Source organism: Methylomonas koyamae, assembly GCF_019669905.1.
Taxonomy (GTDB): Bacteria; Pseudomonadota; Gammaproteobacteria; order Methylococcales; family Methylomonadaceae; genus Methylomonas; species Methylomonas koyamae.
In genome coordinates this window covers 1-24781 of sequence record NZ_AP019777.1, presented here as the reverse complement: position 1 = coordinate 24781, position 24781 = coordinate 1, and the positions used below count along the sequence as shown (strand labels likewise).

The following is a 24781-nucleotide window of genomic DNA, read 5'->3' as shown; positions in this document are numbered from 1 at the left end:
TTGAGGACTCCCGATTAGGATGCAAGCCGAAGGACGGCGGCGTGGCAATACTCAGTTGGAAAAACGGCGGCCAGTCTGTTTTCGGTTTGGATCGATCCGCACAGAAAAGCCAAGGCGCTTACGGCGTTGGCCGATACGACCAATTCATTAGTATCAGGCTTGCCGGCGAGCGCAGTATAAAAAAGACCCTCATCACCGGTTCGCCACGCGGCGAACCAATCAAAAATAACGTTGTTCTTTTCGGAGGTAAGAAAACGCTCGGACCATGGGCATGGGTCCAAGGCCAGTACACGCGCATCGGATGCACTGGCGTTATCGATGATGCGGGTCATAAATCGATATCCAGACCTCAACCATGCCGTCGACAAGATCAGGCTGGCGAAAAATATCAACGACGCCTTCATCGCCAAGTTCGACTTCGGATTTATTACTGCCGTTTGAATAAATGGCGAAAATCGAGGATGGCTTTGCAGCCATCCTCATCGGCTCGATTAATGGTTATCGGCGTAGAGCTGTTTGATTTCTTTGTAACGGTTTAAAGCATTATTCAAAGACTCCTTGGCCGCTGGCATGTCATCTTTTTCGATAGCGACTCTGACCTGTTTCAACACACCACTGGCCTGATTGCGTTTTACGTCCAGCACGTTGTTGGCAATGTCTTTTTGCAACTGGCGAGCTTCGGTAATCATATCGACCAATGATTCTTTCGGTGCGCCGCTGTCCATGGCCGCCTTAGCTTCTTCCACTTTAGCCAGCGTATTGTCGATAGCGGCTCTCACTTCCGCATAGGTGGGATTAACCACGGCAAAGGCACTTGTAGATGCCGCGGCCAAAACGAAAGAAACCAGGATTTTTTTGTATGTGTTCATAGGGACGAGCCTCTTGATTGATTATAGGGTGTTGATACGTAACGATTAAAACGAAGGACTGAGGAGGATGTATTCAGATCGACCGTTGCGTATGGCAAGATCTTAGCATATATAGTTCTAATTGCAACTATTTTTGTTCTTATGAGAACCATTTTCTAAAAAGATAAACCTTTTGAATAAAATAGATATATTTATCAGTGGCTTGCCGAATTCCTGTCTGCTTGCAGAAACAGCGGATGTTCTAAAACCAGGAGCGCACACCACGAACCAACAGTGAGCAGTTACCGACCCGCACAACCGATAGCCTCACTAACGCCGGGAAACGAAACTGCCTGGATGATTAAAAATCGATGGAAATAGCTCTCCATGCATTGAAATCGATCGAGACAGGCTCAGACAGAATCTATTTCTTGTGATTCGGAAGGCTTAGAATTGCCACGCCGCCGCAAGACATTACGAACAGGATGCGCTCGGAAAAGGCGCGCGCCAGCCAGCCCGACAGCGGAATAATCACCACTTCCGCTACCCGGTAGGCAGTCTGTACCCAGGTGATTTCATCGGCGGTCGCGGATAACCCGGCCTGAATCTGCTCCAGCGAACTGGCGACGATCTGGATCATCGACTTGGCCTATGCCGACGAAGCCTTGCAACTTTACCGGCCGATCATCGCCGAGCAGCAGCATTTCCCCGAATTGGGCGAATTGATTTACCGGGTCGGAGCAGAACCCGTGTTGCGGCAGATGGCTTCTTATTTGGCCAAACTGAGTGGGCGAGGCATTCTGCACATCACCGACCTTGAAACATCCAGTCGTTTGTTTCTGGACATGTTAAAAGGCGATCCGCATTTTCGTTGTCTGCTAGGCTTGGAAACGGGCCTCGGCGAACCGGAAAAACAACGCCTTATTTCCAGAGTAGTTGCCTTCTTTCTAAAAGGACATGGCTATGAAGCATAAACTTTGCTGGCTATTACTGCTGGCCGGATTGGCGGGCTGCACGATGGGACCGGACTATCGTAAAGAAATCCCGGCGGTGCCGGCGCATTGGCAGTCAGGACAATCCGGTCAAAATCTTGTTGAAGAGCCCGTCGATCCGGAAGCGCTGAAAACCTGGTGGAAAAGTTTTGGTGATGGCCAACTGGACAACCTGATGGATAAGGCGTTGGCCGGAAATCTGGACGTCAAAATCGCACTGGCGCGCATCGATCAGGCCCGGGCCGAACGCCGCGGCACCCGCGCCGAACTGTTTCCGAGCGTGGATGCCACGGCAGGCGCGCAGCGCCAAAGCAACCCGCTTCCCGGCCTGGCGCCCGGCATCAAATACAATCTGTTTGAAGTGGGCTTCGATGCCTTGTGGGAAATCGATCTGTTCGGACGACAACTGCGACGACTGGAAGCGGCGACGGCCGATCTGCAAGGCGCAAAAGAGGAGTATCGCCAGTCTCTGGTGATACTGACCGCCGAAGTGGCCCGCAACTATATCGATTATCGCAGTCTACAAAATCAGTTGCGCATCACGCGTTCGAATCTGGAATCGCAAAAACACACGCTGGCGCTGACCGAAAAATTGTTCAATGAAGGCGTTAGCACTCGGCATGACGTGGTGCGTGCCCGCGCCCAGACCGAAGCCACCGAAGCGCAGATTCCGGCGCTGGAAGCCAACCAAATTGCCATCCAACGGCAGTTGGAAGTGCTGATCGGACACCCACCAGGCACACTGAACGCCGAGTTGGATGCAGAGGCCCCTCTGCCAGCGGCGCCGGCACGGCAACTGCTGACATCGCCGGCGGAAACCATTCGTCGACGTCCCGACATTCGCGTCGCCGAGCGCCAATTGGCGGCCGCCACGGCGATGCAGGGCGCCGCGATCGCCGAACTGTTTCCGAAAATATCGCTGTCGGCATTCGTGGGACTGCGCAACACCGATATCGAGAGCTTGTTCAAAAATGCTGCGTTTTCCTATGGCACCGCCGCCAACCTGATGCAGCCACTGCTGAATTTTGGCCGTATTCAGGCCGGTATCGATATGGCCGAAGCCAGGCAAAAAGAAGCCTATCTGGGCTACCAGAAAGCCGTGCTCGATGCGTTGCAGGAGACCGAAACGGCGCTGACGCATTATCTGAAGGAAGAAATTCGCCGGCAGCAGCTGGCGCGCGCGGTCGATGATCTAAAAGAATCGGTGCGCCTGTCGCAGTTGCGTTATCACGAAGGTGTCATATCCTTTCTGGATGTGCTGGATGCGCAGCGTGCGCAGTATGTCGCCGAAATCGAGTTGGCGCGGTCAGCTGCCGCAACTTCGACCAATCTCATCGCGGTCTACAAGGCACTAGGCGGCGGTGCGGATGCGACGATAGCGCCGTAAACATAAAATTCATAGGAGGTGACGATGCCCAGATCGTTTCGATCGACCCTGATTCTCGTCGGCATAGTCGCTGCCGTTGCCTTCGCCGTCTGGTGGCAGATGCGTCCTGCTGGTCTACCGGTCGGCATCGTCGCCGGCAATGGCCGGCTCGAGGCCACCGAAATCAATATCGCCACCAAGACCGCCGGTCGTATCGTCGACATCATGGCTAGGGAAGGGGACTTCGTGCAAGCTGGCATGGTACTGGCGCGCATGGATACCCAAGTGCTGCGGGCTCAACAGGCCGAGGCTCAAGCCAAAGTCAATGAGGCCCAAAATGCCTATCAGACGGCAAAATCCATCGTTGTTCAGCGCGAAAGCGAATACGCTGCCGCGCAGGCGGTCGTAGCCCAGCGTCGAGCCGAATTCGACGCAGCCCAAAAACGTCTGCATCGTTCGCAAAGGCTGGTCGGTGAAGGCGCCACCCCGCAACAGGAGGTCGATGACAACCATGCCCGCGTGCTGGGGATGCAGGCCGCAATCGGGACCGCCGTGGCCCAAGTCGCGGCGGCGAAAGCGAGCATCGAGGCCGCGAAATCGCAAGTGATACAGGCGCAATCGATCATCGACGCGGTCAAGGCGACGGTCGCGCGCCTGCAAGCGGATATTGACGACAGCGAGCTGAAGGCGCCGATAGACGGCCGCATCCAGTACCGGGTCGCGGAACCAGGCGAAGTACTGGATGCCGGCGGCCGCGTGCTCAACATGGTGGATTTGTCCGATGTCTATATGACCTTCTTTTTACCCACCGAGGCGGCCGGCAAGGTCGCGGTCGGTAGTGAAATCCACCTTGTGTTCGATGCTCTGCCAGATTACGTGATTCCGGCCAAGGCCAGTTTCGTCGCCAGTGTCGCCCAGTTCACGCCAAAAACGGTCGAGACCGAAAGCGAACGCATGAAACTAATGTTTCGCGTCCGTGCCCGGATCGATGCCGAGCTGTTGAAGCAGCATATCGAACGGGTCAAGACCGGGGTGCCTGGGGTGGCTTATGTCAAGCTCGATCCGGCCATCGAATGGCCCGCCAATCTGGCGATCAAGTTGCCGAAATGAACGCTCAACCACCAGTCGTCCGGGTGCAGGGTGCCAGCCTGCGTTATGGTGACACGCTGGCATTGGATGGCCTAAGCCTGGAGATTCCTGCCAGCCGCATGGTGGGTCTGATTGGCCCCGACGGCGTCGGCAAATCCAGCCTGATGTCTCTGTTGACGGGCGCGCGCAAGCTGCAGGGCGGCAAAATCGAAGTGCTGGGTGGCGACATTGCCGACGCCGGCCATCGCCGAGCCGTCTGTCCGCGCATCGCCTATATGCCGCAGGGTTTGGGCAAGAACCTCTATCTCACTTTGTCGGTGTTCGAGAATGTGGATTTCTTCGGACGCTTGTTCGGTCAGCATCGGGCGGAGCGTCATCAGCGCATCAACGAACTGCTGGAAAGCACCGGCTTGGCGCCATTCCGCGATCGCCCCGTGGACAATTTGTCGGGTGGCATGAAACAAAAACTGGGTTTGTGCTGCGCGCTGATCCACGACCCGGACCTACTGGTGCTGGACGAGCCGACTACCGGCGTCGATCCGCTGTCGCGCGCCCAGTTCTGGGAACTGATCGCCCGCTTGCGCCAACGCCATGCCGGCATGAGCGTGCTGGTCTCCACCGCCTACATGGACGAAGCGGAGCGCTTCGACTGGCTGGTGGCGATGGATGCGGGCCGGGTGCTGGCCACCGGCACGGCCGCCGAACTGCGTGGGCGCACAGGCGCCGACACGCTGGAAACTGCGTTTATTCGCCTGCTGCCGGAAGCAAAACGGCAGGGACACAGGGCAGTCGTCATTCCGCCGCGGGACATCAGCGGTGAGCCTGAAATCGCCATCGAGGCGCACGGCTTGACCATGCGTTTCGGCGATTTCGTCGCCGTCGATAACGTCAGCTTGGCGATAGAACGCGGCGAAATCTTCGGTTTTCTCGGCTCCAACGGCTGCGGCAAATCGACCACGATGAAAATGCTCACCGGCCTGTTGGAGCCCAGCGAGGGCGAGTCGCGGTTATTCGGCCAGGTCGTCGATGCCGGCAACCTGGCTACCCGCCGGCGCGTCGGCTACATGTCGCAGGCGTTTTCCTTATATTCGGAATTGAGCGTGCGGCAAAATCTGGCGTTGCATGCCCGCCTGTTTCACTTGCCGGAAACCGAGATTGCCGGTCGCGTCGCCGAGATGGCGCAACGTTTTTCGCTGAACGCGGTGATGGATAGCCTGCCCGATGCTTTACCGCTCGGCGTTCGTCAGCGGCTGTCGCTGGCTGTGGCGGTGATCCACAAGCCGGACCTGCTGATCCTCGACGAGCCGACTTCTGGAGTCGATCCGATAGCGCGAGATGGTTTTTGGGAGCTGATGATCGAGCTCGCGCGCCGCGACAAGGTCACCATTTTCATTTCCACCCATTTCATGAACGAAGCAGAGCGCTGCGATCGCATCTCGCTGATGCACGCCGGGACGGTGCTGGCCAGCGATGCGCCGGCCAAGCTGGTCGAAGACAGCGGCCACGCCACGCTGGAAGAAGCCTTTATTGCTTATCTGAAAAAAGCGAGTGGCCTGGATGAAGAGCCTGCTGCCGCCCCGGACGAGTTATCGCGCCTTCCCCCTCACCCCGACCCTCTCCCAAAAGGGGAGAGGGAGCCAATTCAACCCAGCCCCCGCTTCAGCCTGTTGCGATTGCTCAGCTATGCCTTTCGCGAGGCGCTGGAACTGCGCCGCGACCCCTTGCGTTGGATGATAGCCCTGTTCGGTACTTTGGTGCTGATGGTTACATTCGGTTACGGCATCAGCATGGATGTCGAAAATCTGCGTTTTGCCGTGCTCGACCGCGATCAGACCATGCTCAGCCGTAACTACGCACTCGATCTCGGCGGTTCGCGCTATTTCATCGCCCAGTCGCCGATCAGCGATTATGACGAGCTCGACCGGCGCATGCGCAGCGGCGAGCTGAGCCTGGCGCTGGAGATTCCTCCCAACTTTGCCCGCGATATCGAGCGCGGCGACAACGTGAAAATCGGCGCCTGGATAGACGGCGCGATGCCGACGCGCGCCGAGAATGTGCTGGGCTACGTGCAAGCCATGCATCAGGTCTGGCTGCAGGAGCAGGCGCGGCGACATGCCACGGGACGCCTGCCGGCCGGACTCATGACCATCGAGACACGCTTTCGCTACAACCCGGACGTCAAGAGTCTGCCGGCCATCGTGCCGGCGGTGATTCCGATGCTGCTGATGCTGATTCTGGCCATGCTCAGCGCGCTCAGCGTGGTGCGCGAAAAGGAGCTGGGCTCCATTCTCAATCTGTACGTCACGCCGGTCACGAAGCTGGAATTTTTGCTGGGTAAGCAACTGCCCTACATCGCCATCGGGATGGTCAACTTCTTTCTGGTTTGCGCGCTGTGTGTGTTTGTTTTCGACGTGCCGCTCAAGGGTAGTTTTCTATTGCTTGCCGTGGCCGCGTTGCTCTACGTGACCGCATCCACAGGTTTGGGGCTTTTGATCTCAGCCTTCACCCGCAGCCAGATTGCCGCCATCTTCGCCACGTCGATCGCCACCATCATTCCAACCAGGCAGTTTTCCGGCATGATAGACCCCGTGTCGTCACTGGAGGGAGGGGCGCGCTTCGTCGGCGAGATCTTTCCTGCCGCGCATTTCGTGACGATTTGCCGCGGAGTTTTCTCCAAGGCGCTAGGTTTCGTTGAATTGAGCCCTTTGTTGCTGCCGCTGGCCCTCGCCATCCCGGTGATTCTCGTTCTGAGTGTCGCACTGCTGAAGAAACAGGAGTGTTAGCCGTGCATATCTGGCTGAATGTTTTTCATCTCGGCGTCAAGGAATTGCGCAGCCTGGGACGCGACAAGGTGATGATGGTGCTGATCCTGTTTGCATTCACCGTCCAGGTTTACCTGACGGCGACCGGGCTGCCGGAATCGCTGCACAAGGCGCCTATCGCCATCGTCGACGAAGACCACTCGCAACTGTCGACGCGCATTATTAACGCCTTTTATCCGCCTCACTTCCTGGCGCCGGCGATCATCGATCAATATGCCATGGACCCCGGCATGGATGCCGGCATCTATACCTTCGTCCTCGACATCCCGCCCGATTTCCAGCGTGACGTGCTGGCTGGACGGACACCCTCGATCCAGCTCAATGTCGATGCCACGCGCATGTCCCAGTCCTTCATCGGCAACAGCTATGTGCAGAGCATCGTCAACGGCGAAGTGGCGGCATTCGTGCAGGGGCATCGCGCGGTCACGACTCTGCCGGCCGAACTCGAGGTGCGTGCGCGCTTCAACCCGAACCTGAGTTCGGTCTGGTTCGGTTCGGTGATGGAACTGATCAACAGCATCACCATGCTGTCCATCATCCTCACCGGCGCGGCGCTGATCCGCGAACGCGAGCACGGCACTATCGAGCATTTGCTGGTCATGCCGCTGACGCCGTTCGAAATCATGTCGGCCAAGGTGTGGGCCATGGGCCTGGTGGTGGTCGCGGTGGCGACGGCGTCGCTGGTCTTCATCGTGCAAGGCGTGCTCGAAGTGCCCATCGAAGGCTCGATCGGGCTTTTCGTCCTGGGAATGGCGGTGCATTTGTTCGCCACCACCTCGATGGGCATCTTTATGGGGACGGTGGCGCGCTCGATGCCGCAACTGGGCCTTATGATGATCATCATCCTGCTGCCATTGCAGATGCTGTCCGGCGGCATAACTCCCCGAGAGAGCATGCCTGCATTGGTGCAAGGCTTGATGATGGCGGCGCCCACCACCCATTTCGTCTCTTTGGCTCAGGCTATTCTCTATCGCGGTGCGGATTTCAGCATCGTCTGGCCGGAATTTCTGGCGCTGATCGCCATAGGCGGCGTGTTTTTCATGCTGGCACTGAGCCGCTTTCGCAAGACCATCAGCTCGATGGCCTGATACGGTGGAGACAATGCCAAGCACCGGAATCCCAATAACATCGGCCTACCTAAAACATTAGGCTCGGCTCATAACGTTCTTAGCTTTTTGTCGGTTTACCGTCGCTGAGTGGGAAGATTCATGGAACGAAGAATTGTAGATATAGCTTTAACTCATAGAACCTGCCCTGTCCAAAATTTAGACAGGAGCTTAGGAAGGTGATGACCCTGATCTTAATTTCAAAAATCCGGCGGATGTGTTTCCGCGATAAGTTATCCATCAACGAAATTGCTCGGCGAGACCGACCCGAAATATAAAGCCGACCAAACGATCCCCGTTTGAAGATCAGCTCAAACGCGCACTGATTGCCGATGGCTATCGCCCCAAACGGGAACGACGGACCGCTTTGAAGTTGCTGGAGGAACTGCAGAAAGCCGGCTACGGCGGCGGCTATACCCAACTCACCGATTATATCCGTGGCGCACATCACTGCATTCAGCAAACGTCAGCTTAAGTTCGCCGGCCCAATATTACTCGGATATCGACTTTCCGATTTTAACTCGCCGGTGTTCTAACCCAGGTTAATCAGGGGCTTGGAGTCAATGAGAGGGCATTTACGATATTTTACCCGCGCCAGCAATGGCATTGCGTTTCGTTACAGCATCTTGATTGACGATTGTAAGACCCACACCGATGGACGCCGCCAGCGCCTCCATTTGAGCGATGACCTGATCCCGCCGTTCGGCTTGCAGTGTCGGCGAAGGATGACTCTTGGACCCTATCGGAAGTGCAATGGCCGATGTCGTTTCGGCAACTGTTTCGCGGCGTTGTCGTTGCGATAAAAAGTAGGTTTGGTAACACCAGTCGGTTCGCGCTTTGCGGGGTTCGGGTTTGCTAGCAATAGGTTGTGTCATTGAAATCAAATAAAACGATAATTCTTTGTTATTGATGGGTACGACTGCCCCAAGTTTCAATGGTCTAATGGATGGCTTGATTCGGCCTTGAATCGGCGGCGTCATACAGTGCGTCAAATAACTGCACTGTGGTAAAGATCATCGTTTTGGCTAATCGCACGGCATCGATTGAGGGACAACGTTGTTGATCGATAGCGGCATGTAAAAAATTCACCAGATCCGTTTGCCGGTCTTGGTCGTTGCTATTGGCTGTCGTGTTGGGCTTGGCGGCCGGTTTCATTGCTTGATCCAGCCGTTCTGCGCGCTCTTCAAACCATCGATTGCCGACGATCCGCTGATCAGGAACTTTTCCGAACGCGTGTTCGTAAACCGCGATGACATCAAAGCACAGATCCATGAATAGATGCGCCATGGCTTGATCCAAATCGACCATCGTCGAGGGAAAGACGTTGAACAGAGTTTGGGCAAACACCGGTTGCCGGGTTTGGAAACGTTCCAAGATGGCACAGCCGGCTTGTTCATCTTGGTCTCTAGCGTATTGCAGGGCTGCGAAGAGCGGTTTGTCTGTGAGTTGTTGCATGATGATTCAAAGCGTAAAACGGCTTATGAAAACATCACCCGCTTAGCGATGCAAGCCATGGCAACCAGACACAAGTGGCTTGAATCGCCCCGGTTTTCTGGGAGGCTGATTGTCGTGAGTCATGCTGCTAGCTAACTCGGAAATCTGACAGACGTTTGGGATAGTGAATCGAAACGTACTGCACACCTCGATCGCTATGGTGAATCAGGCCACCGTCACGCAAGGGTTACCTCGTTCGGTTTGATAAAAGACGACACTTCTATATCACCAGTAAGCCTCAACCTTTTCAAGGCCAAGTGTCCGATTAAGTCCGAACTTCTGCAGATCGACACCTCAATATCCCCAAACCTCTTGCCTGACAGGTAGCCGATTCAAACTGTCTCTAAGGTGCTGCCAACCCGGCATGAACTGATCCAGCAAGCTGTCAAATCGGTTGCTATGGGTGAAGTCGCTTTTCCCGATTTCGCCAACAGTCACTTTGGCAGTCGCTTCATCGCCCACTTTTAGCAGCAGCGAACCGGAACCGCAGGTGGGATCGTAGACGGTGGTATTGTTGCTGGTGTTGGCGTCGCGGATGCCGACGATCTGGGCAATGATGCGGCTGACTTCGGCCGGGGTGTAAAACTGGCCTTTGCTCTTGCCGCTATCGACAGCAAAGTGGCGCATCAAAAACTCGTAGGCATCGCCGAGGATGTCGTCGCCTTCCGCGCGGTTTTTGGAGAAATCCAACGCCGGATTTTCGAAAATGGCAATCAGATTGGTCAGCCTGTCCACCATTTCCTTGCCGCTGCCCAACTTGCCGGCATCGTTGAAGTCCGGCATGTCGGACAGCTTATTGGCTTTGGCCAACGGGCCGATGATGGCCTTGTTGATCTGGTCGCCGATGTCGGTTGTGCCCTTTAGCGCCACCATGTCCTTGAAACTGGCGCCGGCGGGTATGCTGATCGGCGCAAACGGCAAACCGGCGTATTTGTCGCTGACGTATTTGATGACAAGCAACACCAGCACATAGTCTTTGTACTGGGAGGCGTCCATGCCGCCGCGCAATTCGTCGCAGGTTTTCCACAGGGAGCTGTAAAGCTCGGATTTTTTTATCGCCATTGCTGCACACCATCTAGCCGCGAAATCGGCCTGTCGCTACCAGTTCGGCGGCCGCGGCTTTCAGTTCGCTTTTTCCAATAGCCAAGTCGCTTCAACCGCCGCCACCATGCCTTTCAAGCCGCCGTCGACTTCGCTGCGCGCAAGCGGCGTCAAGCGGTAACTGCCGGCATAGAGGCCAAGCACTTCGTCGGCGACCACAGAAAACGGCGGGCCTTCGGCCAGCAGTTGGTCGTATTCGTATGCCACCAGCAACTGCGACGCCGCGGCGGTCAATCCGGTCAAATGGGCTGCGTATTTTCGCCGTATTTCCGCCGGCAACGCGACTAAAGCGGCACGGTCATAAACGGCGTCTACCGGACCGAGCAGTTCGGCCGACAGCTGGAAAATGTCGCCGACGAACAGATCGATGTTATCTGCCCGGTAGTGCCATAGCGGACCGGCCGGTTTGATTTGCGCCGCCAATTCCAATTCGTCGAATAATTCCTCGACCGCGATCTTGCTCAGTTCCACGCCGGCAACGCGGAAACCACGATCCAACAGCCAAGCGATGTCGCGGGTCTTGCCGCACAAAGGCAGCAAAACCCGGCTGCCGGCCGCTAAATTCAGTTTATCGAAATAGGCAACCAACAACGGATTGGCCTGTGGCTGATGAAAGCCGATTTCGCGGCGTTGCCATTTTTCGTGCCAAAAATTCGCATCCATATTTAATCCTCACGGGTTCGGGTTCGATGCCATGCCGCCGCGTTGCCTCAGGCATTGCGGAGAATGGGGTTCCGGCTCAGAATACGAACTCAAGCCGACTTTAAGTCAAGTATTAATTTCGAAAGGAACGCTGATGGATATTGCCGAGGTGGCGCGGATTTCCGGATTGCCGGCGTCCACGTTGCGGTATTACGAGGAAAAAGGCCTGATCCGCTCCAGCGGCCGGATCGGGCTGCGGCGGCAGTTCGATACCGCGACCTTACAAAGGCTGGGGCTGATTGCGATGGGCCGGCGCGCCGGGCTTACGTTGGACCAGATTGCGACGATGTTTTCGGCCGAAGGCACCAACATCGACCGCGATTTGTTGCGAGAGAAGGCGCGGGAACTGGATCGCACGATACGGGAATTGGTCGCGATGCGCGACGGCCTGCTCCATGCCGCCGACTGCACCGCAGCCAGCCATTTCGAATGCCCGAAATTTTTGCGCTTGCTGAAAGTGGCCGCGCGCAAGCCCGCAGCAGGCAGAAGCGGGAAAAACGTCAAGAACGGCAGCTAGCGCGGCGCGAAGCCTCTCCCCGCGAAATCAATGCCTGGACAGCAATTCGCCGATTTTGGCGTCCAATTGCTCCGGCGTGGCGTTACTGGGAAAGGCCGAGATTAATTCGCCGTTGCGGCCGATCAGATATTTATGAAAATTCCATTGCGGCTCCTGGCCGCTGACCTTGGCCAGTTTTCGGAAAAAAGCGTTGGCATTGGCTCCGGTTACGGCACTTTTTTCCAGCATTGGGAAGGTCACGCCGTAATTGATGTAACACACTTTGGCGGTTTGTTCGGCATCGTCGAATTCCTGGTTGAAATCGTTGGACGGAAAGCCGACCACCGCCAAGCCGCGGTCCTTGTATTTTTGGTACAAGGCTTCCAGGCCTTTAAATTGCGGAGTGTAGCCGCAATTGCTGGCAGTATTGACCGCGAGCACCAGCTTGCCTTGGAAGGCCTGGCAAAAGTCGATTTGCTCGGTCGAACGCAAGCGGGCCATTTTAAAGTTCAACAAATCGGCGCAAGTTTCGGCGCCGAATGCCGGCAACGCGGCGGCGCCGATACTCAACAAGAACACCAAAGTTTTCATAATCGTTCTCCGCTGTAACCAGGCAGCCCAGTTTACCGGGCTGCCCGGCAAGTCAAGCGCCGATCTTGAACTGGTTAATCAAGCCGTTCAAATTTTCCGCCAGCCGATTAAGATGGCTGGCGGCTTGCGTGGTTTGTTCGGCGCCGGCCGCGGTTTGTTCCGACAGGCTGGTGATATGGATGATGTTGCGGTTGATTTCCTCGGTCACGGCACTTTGCTGTTCGGCGGCGCTGGCAATCTGCAAATTCATCGCATCTATCGTCGCCACCGAGCGGCTGATCGATTCCAACATCTGCATGGCGTCTTGCGAGCGCTCGACGCCGACCTGGGCCTGGTTGCAGCTCTGCTGCATCACGCGGACGGCCTCGCGCGCGCCGTTTTGCAATTGGGCGATCATGTTTTCTATCGTTGCAGTCGATTCCTGGGTCCGACTGGCCAGACTGCGCACTTCGTCCGCTACAACCGCAAAGCCGCGGCCGTGCTCGCCGGCTCTAGCCGCCTCGATCGCTGCATTCAGCGCCAACAGATTGGTCTGTTCGGCGATACTTTTGATGACGTCGAGCAAGGCGCCGATCGATTCGCTGCTTTTTTCCAGGCTTCGAATCACGTTGGCGGCCGCTTCGACGTCCCGCGCCAACTGGCCGATGGCCTGGGTGGTGTTCTGCACCACGTTTTTGCCGTTTTTGGCCTGTTCGTTGGCGCTGCTGGCGGCTTGCGCCGCGTTACTGGTGGTGGCCGCCACGTCGTGGATCGTTGCGCTCATTTCGGTAACCGCGGTCGCCACCGAGGTGGTTTCCTGGCGTTGTCGGTCGATATGGGCCGCGCTCTGGCTGGCGACGGTGTAGACCTGTTCCGACGATACGTGCAGCTCGTTGCTGGTATACATAATCTGGCGCAGCAGCGCCGAGCTGGTTTCGACCATGACATTGAAATTCTTGCCGATTTCGTGCATTTCGTCTTCGGAGTCGATATGCAAACGCACCGTCAAATCGTTCTTGGCAATCCGCTGGGTGGCGCTATTGATCAGCGCGATATTCCGGTTGACCGAACGGGTCAGTCCGGCCAACAACAAAACCACGGCGAGCAGCACGCCGGCCAGGCCGGCCACCGTCAGTTGCAGAGACCGGTTCGCGGCGTCGGCGCGGGCCGCGAACAAACTGCCGAGTTCTTGAATCAGGCCGTTGTAAAGTTGGTAAGACTGGGTAATGGCGTCGGTGGCGATCTGAAACACGCTGTCGCTGTCGATGCCGATGGTTTCGCTTTCCAGTAGTTGGCGGCGGATTAAATCCTGCATCGCCTGCAACGCCTGGTTATGGTTTTGGATCGGGGCCTGCAAGCTGACGCCGACAGCGGGATTTTCGGCGGCCGCCACCTTTAGGCCGCTATCCAACTTTTGCGCATAGGTGTCGATGTTGGCCATCAGAAGCAACAGTTTGTTTTTGGTTTCGGGGCTGAGTTGGCCTTTCGCCGCAGCGCCGGAGGCCATGGCCCGGGCTTGGCCCATGAACTCGATCAGTCGCGGCAAGTCGGCGGTCAGCGTGAAGCCCAAATGAAAGCTGTCCAGCTTCGGGTCGAGAATGATGCCGGAGGTGTTGGCGACATGGGTGATCAAATCCAGGCCGTCGCCAATCAAGCCGTTATGGGCGGCGATGACCCCGCTCAGCTCCTGATCCATCGCATTGGCTTGGACGGTAGCCCATTGCTGCCTAAGCTTGGCCAGCCGCTCGCTAGTTTTCAGGCGGACCGTTGCCGTTTGGTCCAGCCGCGCCAACTCGGCGAAATCGGCATCGATCTGCTGGCGTTTGCCGAGGATGCGTTCCTTGAATTGCTCGGCACCGTTGCGGTAGGCGTTGGTCATGCCCCGGTGTTGCTGAATATGCTCGATCGGTAGCCGCAACAGTTTGATGTAGTCCAAGCCGAGCCGCTCGCCTTCCAGGTAATCGGCTTCGCCGGCAAACTGCTTGACCAGAACGCTGCCCATCGCCAACATCGGGATCAATACGATCAGGAACAACAGCGTAAATTTGGCCGGATAACTAAGCCTGTTCATCAAGGCCACGGCCGGTGCAATCAAAAAATCCATAACTAAACCTTTGTAATTAGCTGTGACAAAGTATAGGCAATCATTTTCTCCGCCGCATTTGCAGCAGGTAAATTTAGATGCTAACCGGATCGTGAATACCCGAGTCTAAATCCTTTATATGCCAATGGTATTTATGCAATGGACCTGCTTGGCGCAAAACGTTTAGAGTCATGGGCGTTAGTGGCGATTGATTTCTTCCGGCAAACCACGTAATTTTCAGCTCCGGCAACGGCCGCATCCCAATCGAAAAATAACAAGAGGGTAGAACATGTCAAACCCCTGCCGGAACCTGCCGGGTTACCGTCCGTTAAAGCGTTTGCGCACCGCGTTGGCGATAGCCCAGGGCACCAGCTTGCTGTCGACGCTGTTAAAGGAACTGGAAGCTACAGTCTCCCACGACCAGACCAAACGGGTTACTTACATGACCGCGTTGTATTCAAGGATCCACCGCGAGATGTTCGGCGACTGGAAGGAACAGCCCACCGTGCCCCATCGCCCCGGCACGATGCCGGATGCCGACAAACGCAGGCAATTCCGCATCGCCATCGAACGCCTGGTGCTGGACGGCGACAGCAACCGCGATAGCGCGATTTTCGACAATAACGGCTTTGTGATCTATAGCGACGATATCGCCGAACGGCTGGCGAGTTTTTACCACTCGCTGCGGATAATCAGACCGTTCGCCTACGGCAACCGGATCACGCTGGACTTTTTCATCTCCGCCTTGGGTAACCTGCCTGCCTTCAGGGCGGTTTACGACCAGGGTATCGATTTTCGCCGGCTGACCGTCGAAGACGCCCGGGTATTGCACGACCATGCCAGCCAGCATCGAGCCTTGAGCCGGGCGTTTCTACATGCGCTGGATTGCAGCCGTACCCGATATTTGCGCAACCAGGCCAACCGCTACGGCAAATGGCCGGAGAACAAACGGTTTTTACTCGGCATTCCGTTTCTGTCGCATACCACGCCGGACGGCATTGATTGTTTGCTGACTGTGACCGGCGGGCTGGTGCCGATATCGAGCATTGCCGCCGAACAATTGATCGCCGGCCAGCATTTTGCCGACAATCCGCTCAGCGTCTCCGAACACGTAATCGGCTATCTGCCCGGTACCGAGGATTTGCGCGCACCGGGCAAGACCGAGATCGACGCGATTCCAATCCGTGCCGACGGCGTCGCCCCGTTATTCTGCCTCGACGTCAACATGCTGACCGGTTTGCGTTCGCCCAGTCAGGCCGAGTTGATAGACTTGCTGAAGCAGTGCGCCGGAGAGCAGGCCAATCTGTTTTGGCTGGCCGATAACGCATCGCTCAGAGACAAGATGCTCGCCGCCGCCCAGCGCGAGACGCGGCTGCGGCGTACCGTGGAGATCGCCTACGCCCGACTGGGAAAAATCAACGCGATGCTGCTGGCCGCCTGCGACGCCATTTTTGCCGGTAAAACGCCGGTAGCCGAGCCGCAATTTTTAATGAGTATGGGCGGGGCCGGGGCCGGCAAGACCGCGGTCGAGGAAATCGCCGGTGCGATTTGCGGCGACAATTTCGTCATCGCCTCGCTCGACGAATTCCGCAAGCTCAGCGACTTGTACCGTCTGCTGACCGCCGCCAACCACCACAGCGACGATTACATCTACATCGAACCCTTCGCCAATCGCTTGCGCGACTTGGTGGCACAACGGGCGTGCGAGCAACGCATCAATATTTTGTACGACGGTACCGGCATTCCTTACCATCCGCGCTACTCGGCCATCATCAAGCAATTCCGCGCGGCCGGGTTCCGCACGCAAATTGCCGCCGTCGACGCCTTTTTGGTGAAGCCGGCCGGCCGCGAGCTGGAGCTGTCGCGCTCCGGCGTGGTCGGCAGCGTCAAAACCCGGTTTCAGACCAGCGGCCGGGCGTTGCCGTGGGTAGTGACCATCGACAAACACATTCGCTCGCCGCAGGAGTTTTTACATGCGCTGGAGGATACCGGCGTATCGAAAATTTCGCTGTTCGCCAACGACGGCGAGCGCGACCGCCACTATCTAGTGGCGGAAAGTTTTCTGTTGGACGATGGCGAATTGGAAGGCTTGCAACAGCAACAATTGAACGGCAAGCTGGCGGACTACTTGGTCGGCTTGATCCGTACCCATCCTGATTCGGCCTTGCAGAGTCTGGCCGGTCCCGATGCGCAACGCTTGGCAGAGTTACTGGCACGCAATAGCGAAATCGGCGAAGACAATGTCGCATACCTGGTTTACAAGGGCAGCGAGACTAACCGGGTATTGGCAATTTACCACTTGCGGCGGATGATCGATTTCGTCGAAAAACGCCAACTCAACCCGAATGCGTCCGGCGAAGAAGGCTTGTTGCACAAGCCGGCGGCGCTGGCGTTCCATATCGATCCTTACGCCAAAGACTCGTGGGTAACCCGATTGCAGGGCAGCCACGAATAAGGCTCACTGGCCTTTGGTTCAGTAACAGTTAAGCTTCGGACAGGTATGATTCTCTCCAATATTTTTTAACACTAAGGAGACATCAATGAATGTAGCTGCAACTTGCAGAACCGCGGCAATGGCCGGGATTTTAATGTTTTCGGCCGCTGCGGCCTGGGCCGCGCCGACCAGCTTTAATTTCACCCGCATCACCAGCAACGCCGCCGAAGACGTCGGCAGCCAGTTGCAAATGGACGTTTACAACAATACCGATGCCTCGGCGTTCTTGAACCAATCCCTGACCAACAAAATCCTGTTTACCTTTGCCAACAGCGCCCAGACCGCTGCCAACATTGCCGAGATTTACTTCGACGACAGCGGTTTTCTGGCTTCGCAAACGGCCATATTGAACAGCTTGGGCGGATTTACTTCTTTCAGCCCGGTAAGCTGGACCAAACCCAACGGAACGCTGAAAAACGTCGTGTTGCCGGGCGGCAATAACGCCGATCCCGATTTCGAACCTACCCCGTATTTCGGCGCGAACGTCGACCCGGGTAACCCGAGTCTCGGCGTGAATACCGGCTCCGATGTGTTGGGCATCCTGGTGTCGTTGAATAACGGCTACAGCTTCGACGATATCAGCTCCGCCCTGACCAGCGGCGCGTTACGCATCGGTATGCACGTCAGATCGATCGGTGCGGCGGGTGCCAGCGATTCGTTTATCAATAACCGAATCCCAACCGAAACCATTAGCGGTGTGCCGCTTCCGGCTAGCGCCTGGATGTTTTTGAGCGGATTGGTTGGCTTTTTGGGTTGGCAGCGCCGCAAAGCCGCCGTTTAAACCCTCCACGTAACTGTTGATGAACGGCCCGCAGCGACGGGCCGTTTTTATTTCCGGCGGTAGGTATCGGTGAGCCTTTCCGAAAACTTCGCCGTTCGCGGTGGCCGCGTTGCGGATCGTGCGGCCGGCCGCCGGCAAGCCTAGAGAGACGCCGAAAACAGGTTTTTTAGTTTAGCTCCGACCTCAGTCCTCTAAAAACGGATAATCGGTATATCCCTTGCTCGGGCCTTCGGCGCCGCAGAGATAAAACGTCGCAGCATCGAACGGCGTCAGCGGCGCACCGATTTGCAGGCGGCGCGGCAGGTCGGGGTTGGCGATGAAGTGTTTGCCGAACGAGACCGCATCGGCATCGCCGTTAGCGATGGCTTGCACCGCGCTCTCGGCCGTAAAGTTTTCGTTGGCGATCAACACGCCGCCGAAACGGCGTTTCAAGGCCGGGCTGATCGCGTCGGCGCCTTGCGCTTCGCGGGTGAAGATAAAGGCAACCTGGCGTTGGCCCAATTGCTCGGCGACGTAGCCGAATGTCGCCAGCGGATCGGAGTCGCCCATACTGTGCATATCGCAGCGCGGCGACAGATGTACGCCGACCCGGCCGGCGCCCCAGACCGATATCGCGGCGTCGGTCACTTCCAGCAACAAGCGGGCGCGATTTTCCACCGGACCGCCGTAGGCATCGTTGCGCCGATTCGTGCTGTCTTGCAGGAATTGGTCCAGCAAATAACCGTTGGCGGCATGAATTTCGACGCCGTCGAAACCGGCCTCCTTGGCGTTGGCCGCGCCTTGGCGGAAGGCTTCGACGACGGCGGGAATTTCGTCCAGCTCCAAGGCGCGCGGCGTGACGAAATCGCGCATCGGCCGCAACAGGCTGACATGGCCTTGGGCGGCAATCGCACTGGGCGCCACCGGCAATTCACCTTCCAGATAATACGGATCGGAGATCCGGCCGACATGCCACAACTGCAAAAAAATACGGCCGCCGGCGGCATGAACCGACTCGGTGACGCCGCGCCAACCGTCGATTTGTTCTTGCGACCAGATGCCGGGCGTGTCCGGATAACCGACGCCTTGCGGGCTGACGCAAGTAGCTTCGCTGAGGATCAGGCCGGCACCGGCCCGCTGTGCGTAATACTCCGCCATCAACGCATTGGGTATGCGGCCGGCGCTGGCGCGGCAGCGGGTCAACGGCGCCATGACGATGCGGTTGGGCAATTCGAGGTCGCCGATACGGATTGGGTCGAACAATGGATTCATGCCTTACTGCTCCTGCTAGCTGGATTTGGATAAACCGCCAATATAGCAGCCGCAAAACGAGCCGCCCAGTCGGCTACCGACTGGCGCGCCGATAGCGCAGCGCTTGGCGGAATGCGGCGGGCTTAGTTCGAACGGCGGCCTCCGCGGCGCAACCATGCCGGAAGCAGGCTGGCCGCCGCGACCAGCGCCAGCGACGCGGCTGTCTGCCATTCGAACAATTCGGCGGCGGAACGGATTTGTTCCAGGCGCTGGCCGCCGTTGGCGTAAATCAACGAGGCCGGCAACACGCCGAGCAAGGTGCTGACCAGATAATGCTTGAACGATATCCGCGACAACCCGGCAACGATGTTGATCAGGAAGTAAGGCACCACCATGGCAACGCGCAGGCTCAGGAAATAGTACAGGCCGTTACGCTCGATTTCGTGTTCGACGGATTCCAGCCGGGCGTAAAACAATTGTTCGAATCGGCGCCTAAAGGCGTAGCGGCTGAGCCAAAATCCGACCAAACAAGCCAGTACGGTCGCACTGATGTTGTAAACCGCGCCCAGGTAGAAACCGAAGAAATAGCCGGACAGGATTTTCATTGCTGCCGCCAACGGCAGCGGCGAGTTGATGAAAATCACGCACAACGCAAAGAACAAAGCCACGGCAACCCCATAGTGGCTGCCGATGAACAGGCCTATGGCCTGTTTGTGGAATTGGATGTCCTGAAGAGCGGGTGTGCCTTGCCTAAATGCGGCGATGCACAGCGCCAATACCAGCAATGTGGCGAATATCTTCGAGCGGCTAGGCATGGGTTGGGCTGGAATATCGGTGCAGGTTGGGTAGGGCCGATAGACGGAAATCGGATTCCGGCTATTCGAGCACAGGCGTATGACCGGAGTATGACAGGCCGCCGCCAACCGGCCGGTGCGGTCATAACGTATTCGCCTCGGCCATGCCGGATTTTATATCGGCGAAATTCCGCTTCGATTTACCCGGCGTAAATAATCAACGCGGACCGGCGATAATATTATTTTGATATTCCATGGACTGGGTCAAATTGTAACCGTTATCGCTGAACAGATCGCCGGTGAAATACAAGCGCATGTCGACAATCCAGGCAATGTGCTTTTGCTTGTTATTCTCGACAATAATCGCCGATAGTTTCGGATTGTTGTCGACAACCTGCAACACCACGGTTTTCGGGTAATTCGGATCTTCCTTCAGTGCCCCGGAGACGATGCGTTGCGCGGCTTCCGACGTCAGAAACTGGCGTGTTACCGGCATTGCCGCGTTCTTTTGCTCGATCAGGGATTGGGCTTTGAAATAACCGATATCGTAGGATATTTTGGAAATCAAACTCAAAACGATAGCGGCGGCCCAAAGCGACAGGCCTATTTTCAATCGCCTTCTAACTTGCGGATGCGAGAATCTTTTTAGAACAACGCGAAGTTTCATTTTAATTTCAATTCGAAGATATTATTTTGTCGGTTTATATTCAATTTAATTGGCGGCAGTTTCGAATCGGATATGCCCCCAAACTCGGCCCGCTAGCAGCCCAATGCCGTTAAGTTAAACCTGCCTCGCCCTTTGGAAAAGGGTGATTGAGGGCAATTTATTTGAACAATCTCCCCCAACCCCTTTTATACCCTTGGGTGCTTTTTCAAAGAGGGGAGCGGAAGTTGAAATGCTTAACTTAACGGCATTGGCTAGCGGCCGGCGCAGTATAAATCTAGCAATAAACTCCCAAGCCATCGGCTCCGGATACTTCATAAGTCCGTCGTGTTTTCGATAATGCGGTGGATGCGTTTGGTGGCGAGGCCGACCACGATAAAAATGAACGGAATCGCTACGCCCTCGGCAATTTCCGGATCGACATGCCAGCCCGCGCCATGCAGGGCTTCGGCGATTTTGCCGACCAGGCTGGCGGCATAATAAGTGATCGCCACCATCGAGATGCCTTCGACCGTTTGCTGCATGCGCAGCTGCATTTTGGCGCGCAAGGCCATCGACGACAACAAGCCCTGGTTTTGGCGCTCGATAATGATATCGACCTTGGTGCGCAGCAACTGGCTGGCGTTGCTGACCCGTTCCGAAATCAAATTGAAACGGTGCGATGTCGAGGCGCAGGTATTCATCGCCGGTTCCAAGCGGCGCTTGATGAACTCGCCCAGGGTTTGGATGCCTTGAATCCGCGCTTCGCGCAAATCTTCCAGGCGTTGGCCGACCAGATGGTAATAAGCGCTGGCCGCAGCAAAACGAAACTGGTGCGATGAAATGTGGTTTTCCACTTCGGCCGCCAGAGCCGTCAGCTCGTCGAGCAATTTGGCGTCGTCGGCGTCGGGCTGGGTCATCGAATTGGTGATCGCGTACAACTGGCGGTCGGCTTTTTTCAGTTCCGGGTAGAGTTTACGGGCAATCGGAAACGCCAATAGCGCCAGTACCCGATAGACTTCGATATCGAACAGGCGGTGCAACAAGCGTCCGGCCTGGGCGGTTTTCAGGTTCTGGTCGACGACCAGAAAGCGGCTGAAGCCGTCGACGTGAATCCGAAAATCGGTGAATACCGACGCCGCACCGCCGGTTACCTTGGAGCCGACGATAGAGTTGCCGGCAAAATAGGCCGATAGCGAACTCAAATCCATGCCATCCTGGTAATCCGTATCGGCAGCCGCAACCACGCTGGCATGAGCGGCGACCATGGTCTGGCCGCCGATATTCGCCAGCCAGTCCACCGGGACTTTTTTCAGCGCCGGTTCGCTGAACGGTTCGCTCTCGCTGTCGTAGGCATAAAAGGTGTAGGTGCTGAATTCGCCGTGTTGTTCCCAACTCATCTGAAACGCATCGAACACGGCGCCGAAATGGTCGGCGTCGTTGTCGGGCGGGGCGACGCCGTAGCGTTGGCACAGCGCAACCAAATGCTGGCGTTCCCGCAATTTTTCCTCGCCGGCCAAGGCCAAGGCCAAATAACTGGCGCGCACCGGCAGGCTGCGAATCGACGAGGCGCGGGCATGGACTTCGTTATGCAAGACGAAGCGTTGCGGGTGGTTGGGCGGAATTTGAAATAAGGTAGCCACGGGACTTCAGTTAACTGTCTGAGTGATACACCGCAGGCTGGAGCTGCGGCAGCGGGCCGGATTCGGCCGAAGATTTGCGGCGCGGCGCGGGATTAACCATGAGCCGCCCGCCATGCCGTCCATTGCCGGACCAAGTTTTGCATCTGCCGCAGGCCGTGGCGAAATACCGCCGGTCCGGGTTGCAGGATGTCGGCCGATTTTATTTCGTAGACGAAGCCGTGCTGCACCGCCGGAATCTCGGTCCAACCGGGGCGGGCCACGACTTGCTCGGGCCGGAATTTTTTGCCGCACCAGGAACCGACGATGATATCGGGTTGGCGCTCGACGACCAGGTTCGGGTCGGCGATGATCCGGTCCTTGGCGGCGGCTTGGCGGCCCAATTCGGCAAAACAATCGCTAGCGCCGGCCGACTCGACGATTTCCGACACCCAGCCGATGCCGCTGATCAGCGGATCGTTCCATTCCTCGAAATAAACTTTAGGTTTGGCCGTTAACGCTTCGGCCTCGGCTCGAGCCGAGGCTAACAAGCCTTCCAGCTCGGTGCGCAATGCCGCGGCGGCCTCGACGGCATCGACCAACGCACCCAGCGTCGAAACCATTTGCAGGATGCCGGCCAGCGAACGTTGATTGAACGCATGCACCTCGATACCGGCTTTGATCAACGCCGCGGCGATATCGGCTTGCAGATTGGTACAGGTCAACACCAGATCGGGCTGCAAGGCCAGGATTTTACCGATGTTGGCCGAGGTGAATCCGGCAACCTTGGGCTTTTCCTTACGCGCGGCTGCCGGGCGGCTGGTATAACCGGAAATGCCGGCTATGCGCCATTGCTGGTTCAGCAGATACAGTACTTCGGTGGTTTCCCCGGTCAGACAAACAATGCGTTGCGGGCCGTTCATGTTGAATCCTTGTGTTCTGTTCCTTATCGGTTACTCGGTCCTTTCCGCCGTTATTCCATGCCGCGCGCGAAACGCGGCCGCGTTGTCGGGTCGGCTAACGCCCCCGGTGCGCCGGGGCGCCGTCGCCCGACGAACTATCAAACATTCTGAGCCAAAACCAGGCCTCGCACACGCCGCCGGCAATCGCCGCAGCAGCGCTGGCTTGCGAATAACCTACCAGATAAAGCGCGGTCGCGGCCAGAAAAATTGCGCCGCTGAGCAGATGGCGTTTCATCGCGCAGACGGTATCTGGCGGCAGTGGGCCGGCCGGATCAATGCGACAAGGTCCGCAGCAGATTTTTGTAATCCTCCGCCATTTTCACGTCCTCTTCCTTCAGTTCGGCAATACGTTTGCAGGCGTTGATTACGGTGGTATGGTCACGGCCGCCGAAGGCATCGCCGATTTCCGGGTAACTGTGCGAAGTCAACTCCCGCGCCAAACTCATTGCCACCTGCCGCGGCCGGGTAATGGACTGCTTGCGGTTTTTCGACGACAAATCGGCGACGCGAATCTTGAAGTACTCGGCCACGGTTTTCTGGATATTGTCGATGCTGATCAGTTTGTCCTGCAGGCTGATCAAATCGTGCAGAGCTTCCTTAGTAAATTCCAGCGTAATCTCGCGGCCGGTGAATTGGGAGTTGGCCACCACCCGCCGCAGCGCGCCTTCCAAATCGCGAACGTTGGACGGGATGCGTTTGGCGATGAAAAAGGCGATTTCCTGGTCCAGCTCGACGCCGACCTGCAACGCTTTTTTGATCAGAATCGCGGTGCGGGTTTCCAAGTCCGGCGGCTCGATCGCCACCGGCAGGCCCCAGCCGAAACGCGATTTCAGCCTGTCTTCCAGGCCGTCGATTTCCTTCGGGTATTTGTCGCAGGTCAGTACCACCTGGTGCTTGTTATCCAGCAGATTGTTGAACGTGTGGAAAAATTCTTCCTGAGAGCGCTCCTTGCCGGCCAGAAACTGAATGTCGTCCATCAACAAAATGTCGATGCTGCGGTAGTACTCTTTGAATTGATTGATGCTGTTCTGCTGCAGGGCCTTGACCATGTCCTGCACGAACTTTTCCGAATGCAAGTAAACGATGTTGGCATCCGGTTTTTTCAACAGCACCGCATTGCCTATCGCATGCATCAAATGGGTTTTGCCCAAGCCGGAACTGCCATAGATGAACAGCGGGTTGTAGACCTTACCGATATTGTCCGACACCGTGACCGACGCCGCCCGCGCCAACTGGTTGGACTTGCCTTCGACGAAGCTCTCGAAGGTGAAGGCCTTGTTCAAAAAATTGGGCTGGTTCTTTTTCTGGGTCGAACTCTTACTCAAAGTCGGCGCTTTGATGGCCGGCGATTTCTTAGAGCCGATCTCGAAATGCACCGACAGCGTCGCATTCGAAAATTCGTTGACCGCGTCTTCGATGATCGAAAAAAAGTGCTGCTTGATGTGGTCGATGATGAAACGGTTGGGGGCGAGCAACTTCAGTTGGCTGTCGGACTCCACCGCTTGCAGCGGCCTGATCCAGGTACTGAAATCCGCGCTCGGGATTTCGTGTTCCAGTTTGGCCAGGCAGTTGTTCCAAATCACACTCAT

At 56.8% G+C, this 24781-nt stretch carries 25 protein-coding genes; 8 read left to right on the top strand and 17 right to left on the bottom strand.

What is annotated here, in order from left to right:
* Positions 1-14: 14 nt before the first annotated feature.
* From MKFW12EY_RS00125 to MKFW12EY_RS00110, 4 genes are all read right to left on the bottom strand, one after another.
* Positions 15-332: an SPFH domain-containing protein gene (locus MKFW12EY_RS00125; protein WP_054759222.1), complete on the bottom strand. Its 318-nt coding sequence runs from the start codon at positions 330-332 to the stop codon at positions 15-17.
* On the bottom strand, positions 313-477 hold the full coding sequence (locus tag MKFW12EY_RS00120; RefSeq protein ID WP_172680210.1) for a hypothetical protein: 165 nt from the start codon (positions 475-477) through the stop codon (positions 313-315). The genes MKFW12EY_RS00125 and MKFW12EY_RS00120 overlap by 20 nt, the downstream gene beginning before the upstream one ends.
* A 14-nt stretch (positions 478-491) precedes the next feature.
* A complete protein-coding gene (locus MKFW12EY_RS00115) occupies positions 492-869 on the bottom strand; it encodes a hypothetical protein (RefSeq protein WP_054759224.1) in 378 nt (125 codons plus the stop codon).
* A 403-nt stretch (positions 870-1272) separates the two neighbouring features.
* Complete coding sequence (locus MKFW12EY_RS00110) at positions 1273-1488, bottom strand: hypothetical protein (RefSeq protein ID WP_245006393.1); 216 nt, start codon at positions 1486-1488, stop codon at positions 1273-1275.
* 25 nt (positions 1489-1513) lie between these two features.
* Between MKFW12EY_RS00110 and MKFW12EY_RS00105 the strand changes: the two genes are divergently transcribed.
* The 5 genes from MKFW12EY_RS00105 to MKFW12EY_RS00085 are packed head-to-tail and all read left to right on the top strand — an operon-like array spanning position 1514 to position 8205.
* Positions 1514-1822, top strand: coding sequence for a TetR/AcrR family transcriptional regulator C-terminal domain-containing protein (locus MKFW12EY_RS00105; RefSeq protein ID WP_245006392.1), 309 nt, complete (start codon positions 1514-1516; stop codon positions 1820-1822).
* Positions 1812-3227, top strand: coding sequence for an efflux transporter outer membrane subunit (locus MKFW12EY_RS00100; RefSeq protein WP_221053786.1), 1416 nt, complete (start codon positions 1812-1814; stop codon positions 3225-3227). The genes MKFW12EY_RS00105 and MKFW12EY_RS00100 overlap by 11 nt, the downstream gene beginning before the upstream one ends.
* Positions 3228-3251: 24 nt before the next feature.
* Positions 3252-4316, top strand: coding sequence for an HlyD family secretion protein (locus tag MKFW12EY_RS00095; protein ID WP_221053785.1), 1065 nt, complete (start codon positions 3252-3254; stop codon positions 4314-4316).
* Complete coding sequence (gene rbbA / locus MKFW12EY_RS00090) at positions 4280-7078, top strand: ribosome-associated ATPase/putative transporter RbbA (protein WP_425334034.1); 2799 nt, start codon at positions 4280-4282, stop codon at positions 7076-7078. The genes MKFW12EY_RS00095 and rbbA overlap by 37 nt, the downstream gene beginning before the upstream one ends.
* A 2-nt stretch (positions 7079-7080) precedes the next feature.
* Positions 7081-8205: an ABC transporter permease gene (locus MKFW12EY_RS00085; RefSeq protein WP_054759231.1), complete on the top strand. Its 1125-nt coding sequence runs from the start codon at positions 7081-7083 to the stop codon at positions 8203-8205.
* A gap of 593 nt (positions 8206-8798) precedes the next feature.
* Here MKFW12EY_RS00085 and MKFW12EY_RS00080 read toward each other — a convergent pair.
* The 4 genes from MKFW12EY_RS00080 to tmpT all read right to left on the bottom strand — a co-directional run bounded on the left by MKFW12EY_RS00080 (position 8799) and on the right by tmpT (position 11481).
* Entirely contained in the window at positions 8799-9203 is a 405-nt protein-coding gene (locus tag MKFW12EY_RS00080; protein WP_221053784.1) for a hypothetical protein, read from the bottom strand.
* The gene (locus MKFW12EY_RS00075; protein ID WP_221053783.1) at positions 9163-9678 is read right to left on the bottom strand and encodes a hypothetical protein; all 516 of its coding nucleotides are present in this window, start codon (positions 9676-9678) and stop codon (positions 9163-9165) included. The genes MKFW12EY_RS00080 and MKFW12EY_RS00075 overlap by 41 nt, the downstream gene beginning before the upstream one ends.
* Positions 9679-10011: 333 nt before the next feature.
* Positions 10012-10779 carry an N-6 DNA methylase gene (locus MKFW12EY_RS00070; RefSeq protein WP_245006391.1) on the bottom strand — a complete coding sequence of 256 codons (768 nt, stop codon included), beginning with the start codon at positions 10777-10779 and terminating at the stop codon, positions 10012-10014.
* Positions 10780-10839: 60 nt separating this feature from the next.
* A complete protein-coding gene (gene tmpT, locus MKFW12EY_RS00065) occupies positions 10840-11481 on the bottom strand; it encodes a thiopurine S-methyltransferase (RefSeq protein WP_221053782.1) in 642 nt (213 codons plus the stop codon).
* Positions 11482-11614: 133 nt separating this feature from the next.
* Between tmpT and MKFW12EY_RS00060 the strand changes: the two genes are divergently transcribed.
* Complete coding sequence (locus MKFW12EY_RS00060; RefSeq protein ID WP_221053781.1) at positions 11615-12037, top strand: helix-turn-helix domain-containing protein; 423 nt, start codon at positions 11615-11617, stop codon at positions 12035-12037.
* A gap of 27 nt (positions 12038-12064) precedes the next feature.
* Here MKFW12EY_RS00060 and MKFW12EY_RS00055 read toward each other — a convergent pair whose 3' ends face one another.
* Both MKFW12EY_RS00055 and MKFW12EY_RS00050 read right to left on the bottom strand, forming a co-directional pair.
* Positions 12065-12607 carry a glutathione peroxidase gene (locus MKFW12EY_RS00055; protein WP_054759249.1) on the bottom strand — a complete coding sequence of 181 codons (543 nt, stop codon included), beginning with the start codon at positions 12605-12607 and terminating at the stop codon, positions 12065-12067.
* Positions 12608-12659: 52 nt separating this feature from the next.
* Positions 12660-14690, bottom strand: coding sequence for a methyl-accepting chemotaxis protein (locus MKFW12EY_RS00050; protein WP_221053780.1), 2031 nt, complete (start codon positions 14688-14690; stop codon positions 12660-12662).
* Positions 14691-14958: 268 nt separating this feature from the next.
* On the opposite strand from MKFW12EY_RS00050, the gene MKFW12EY_RS00045 reads away from it, so the two are divergent.
* Positions 14959-17124 carry a zeta toxin family protein gene (locus tag MKFW12EY_RS00045; RefSeq protein WP_221053779.1) on the top strand — a complete coding sequence of 722 codons (2166 nt, stop codon included), beginning with the start codon at positions 14959-14961 and terminating at the stop codon, positions 17122-17124.
* An 85-nt stretch (positions 17125-17209) separates the two neighbouring features.
* Positions 17210-17944: a VPLPA-CTERM sorting domain-containing protein gene (locus MKFW12EY_RS00040; RefSeq protein WP_157199184.1), complete on the top strand. Its 735-nt coding sequence runs from the start codon at positions 17210-17212 to the stop codon at positions 17942-17944.
* A 183-nt stretch (positions 17945-18127) separates the two neighbouring features.
* Here the strand turns inward: MKFW12EY_RS00040 and MKFW12EY_RS00035 are convergent, their stop codons facing one another.
* The 7 genes from MKFW12EY_RS00035 to dnaA all read right to left on the bottom strand — a co-directional run bounded on the left by MKFW12EY_RS00035 (position 18128) and on the right by dnaA (position 24781).
* On the bottom strand, positions 18128-19195 hold the full coding sequence (locus MKFW12EY_RS00035) for an alkene reductase (protein WP_221053778.1): 1068 nt from the start codon (positions 19193-19195) through the stop codon (positions 18128-18130).
* A 122-nt stretch (positions 19196-19317) separates the two neighbouring features.
* Positions 19318-19989 carry a TVP38/TMEM64 family protein gene (locus MKFW12EY_RS00030; RefSeq protein ID WP_221053777.1) on the bottom strand — a complete coding sequence of 224 codons (672 nt, stop codon included), beginning with the start codon at positions 19987-19989 and terminating at the stop codon, positions 19318-19320.
* A gap of 196 nt (positions 19990-20185) precedes the next feature.
* The gene (locus tag MKFW12EY_RS00025) at positions 20186-20581 is read right to left on the bottom strand and encodes a hypothetical protein (protein WP_245006390.1); all 396 of its coding nucleotides are present in this window, start codon (positions 20579-20581) and stop codon (positions 20186-20188) included.
* A 365-nt stretch (positions 20582-20946) separates the two neighbouring features.
* On the bottom strand, positions 20947-22254 hold the full coding sequence (locus MKFW12EY_RS00020; protein WP_064019978.1) for a DUF3422 family protein: 1308 nt from the start codon (positions 22252-22254) through the stop codon (positions 20947-20949).
* Between the two features lie 92 nt (positions 22255-22346).
* Positions 22347-23153: an ABC transporter substrate-binding protein gene (locus MKFW12EY_RS00015; RefSeq protein ID WP_054763487.1), complete on the bottom strand. Its 807-nt coding sequence runs from the start codon at positions 23151-23153 to the stop codon at positions 22347-22349.
* Positions 23154-23247: 94 nt separating this feature from the next.
* Positions 23248-23427 carry a hypothetical protein gene (locus MKFW12EY_RS00010; protein WP_054763486.1) on the bottom strand — a complete coding sequence of 60 codons (180 nt, stop codon included), beginning with the start codon at positions 23425-23427 and terminating at the stop codon, positions 23248-23250.
* 37 nt (positions 23428-23464) lie between these two features.
* Positions 23465-24781 carry a chromosomal replication initiator protein DnaA gene (gene dnaA / locus MKFW12EY_RS00005; protein WP_064019975.1) on the bottom strand — a complete coding sequence of 439 codons (1317 nt, stop codon included), beginning with the start codon at positions 24779-24781 and terminating at the stop codon, positions 23465-23467.

Coding starts and splice junctions, on each gene's coding strand:
- MKFW12EY_RS00125 (WP_054759222.1), bottom strand. CDS start 332: ATGACCCGCATCATCGATAACGCCAGTGCATCCGATGCGCGTGTACTG.
- rbbA (WP_425334034.1), top strand. CDS start 4,280: ATGGCCCGCCAATCTGGCGATCAAGTTGCCGAAATGAACGCTCAACCA.
- tmpT (WP_221053782.1), bottom strand. CDS start 11,481: ATGGATGCGAATTTTTGGCACGAAAAATGGCAACGCCGCGAAATCGGC.
- MKFW12EY_RS00040 (WP_157199184.1), top strand. CDS start 17,210: ATGAATGTAGCTGCAACTTGCAGAACCGCGGCAATGGCCGGGATTTTA.
- MKFW12EY_RS00095 (WP_221053785.1), top strand. CDS start 3,252: ATGCCCAGATCGTTTCGATCGACCCTGATTCTCGTCGGCATAGTCGCT.
- MKFW12EY_RS00055 (WP_054759249.1), bottom strand. CDS start 12,607: ATGAAAACTTTGGTGTTCTTGTTGAGTATCGGCGCCGCCGCGTTGCCG.
- MKFW12EY_RS00110 (WP_245006393.1), bottom strand. CDS start 1,488: ATGATCCAGATCGTCGCCAGTTCGCTGGAGCAGATTCAGGCCGGGTTA.
- MKFW12EY_RS00120 (WP_172680210.1), bottom strand. CDS start 477: ATGGCTGCAAAGCCATCCTCGATTTTCGCCATTTATTCAAACGGCAGT.
- MKFW12EY_RS00050 (WP_221053780.1), bottom strand. CDS start 14,690: ATGGATTTTTTGATTGCACCGGCCGTGGCCTTGATGAACAGGCTTAGT.
- MKFW12EY_RS00035 (WP_221053778.1), bottom strand. CDS start 19,195: ATGAATCCATTGTTCGACCCAATCCGTATCGGCGACCTCGAATTGCCC.
- MKFW12EY_RS00075 (WP_221053783.1), bottom strand. CDS start 9,678: ATGCAACAACTCACAGACAAACCGCTCTTCGCAGCCCTGCAATACGCT.
- MKFW12EY_RS00060 (WP_221053781.1), top strand. CDS start 11,615: ATGGATATTGCCGAGGTGGCGCGGATTTCCGGATTGCCGGCGTCCACG.
- MKFW12EY_RS00045 (WP_221053779.1), top strand. CDS start 14,959: ATGTCAAACCCCTGCCGGAACCTGCCGGGTTACCGTCCGTTAAAGCGT.
- MKFW12EY_RS00010 (WP_054763486.1), bottom strand. CDS start 23,427: ATGAAACGCCATCTGCTCAGCGGCGCAATTTTTCTGGCCGCGACCGCG.
- MKFW12EY_RS00100 (WP_221053786.1), top strand. CDS start 1,812: ATGAAGCATAAACTTTGCTGGCTATTACTGCTGGCCGGATTGGCGGGC.
- MKFW12EY_RS00115 (WP_054759224.1), bottom strand. CDS start 869: ATGAACACATACAAAAAAATCCTGGTTTCTTTCGTTTTGGCCGCGGCA.
- MKFW12EY_RS00030 (WP_221053777.1), bottom strand. CDS start 19,989: ATGCCTAGCCGCTCGAAGATATTCGCCACATTGCTGGTATTGGCGCTG.
- MKFW12EY_RS00070 (WP_245006391.1), bottom strand. CDS start 10,779: ATGGCGATAAAAAAATCCGAGCTTTACAGCTCCCTGTGGAAAACCTGC.
- MKFW12EY_RS00015 (WP_054763487.1), bottom strand. CDS start 23,153: ATGAACGGCCCGCAACGCATTGTTTGTCTGACCGGGGAAACCACCGAA.
- dnaA (WP_064019975.1), bottom strand. CDS start 24,781: ATGAGTGTGATTTGGAACAACTGCCTGGCCAAACTGGAACACGAAATC.
- MKFW12EY_RS00080 (WP_221053784.1), bottom strand. CDS start 9,203: ATGACGCCGCCGATTCAAGGCCGAATCAAGCCATCCATTAGACCATTG.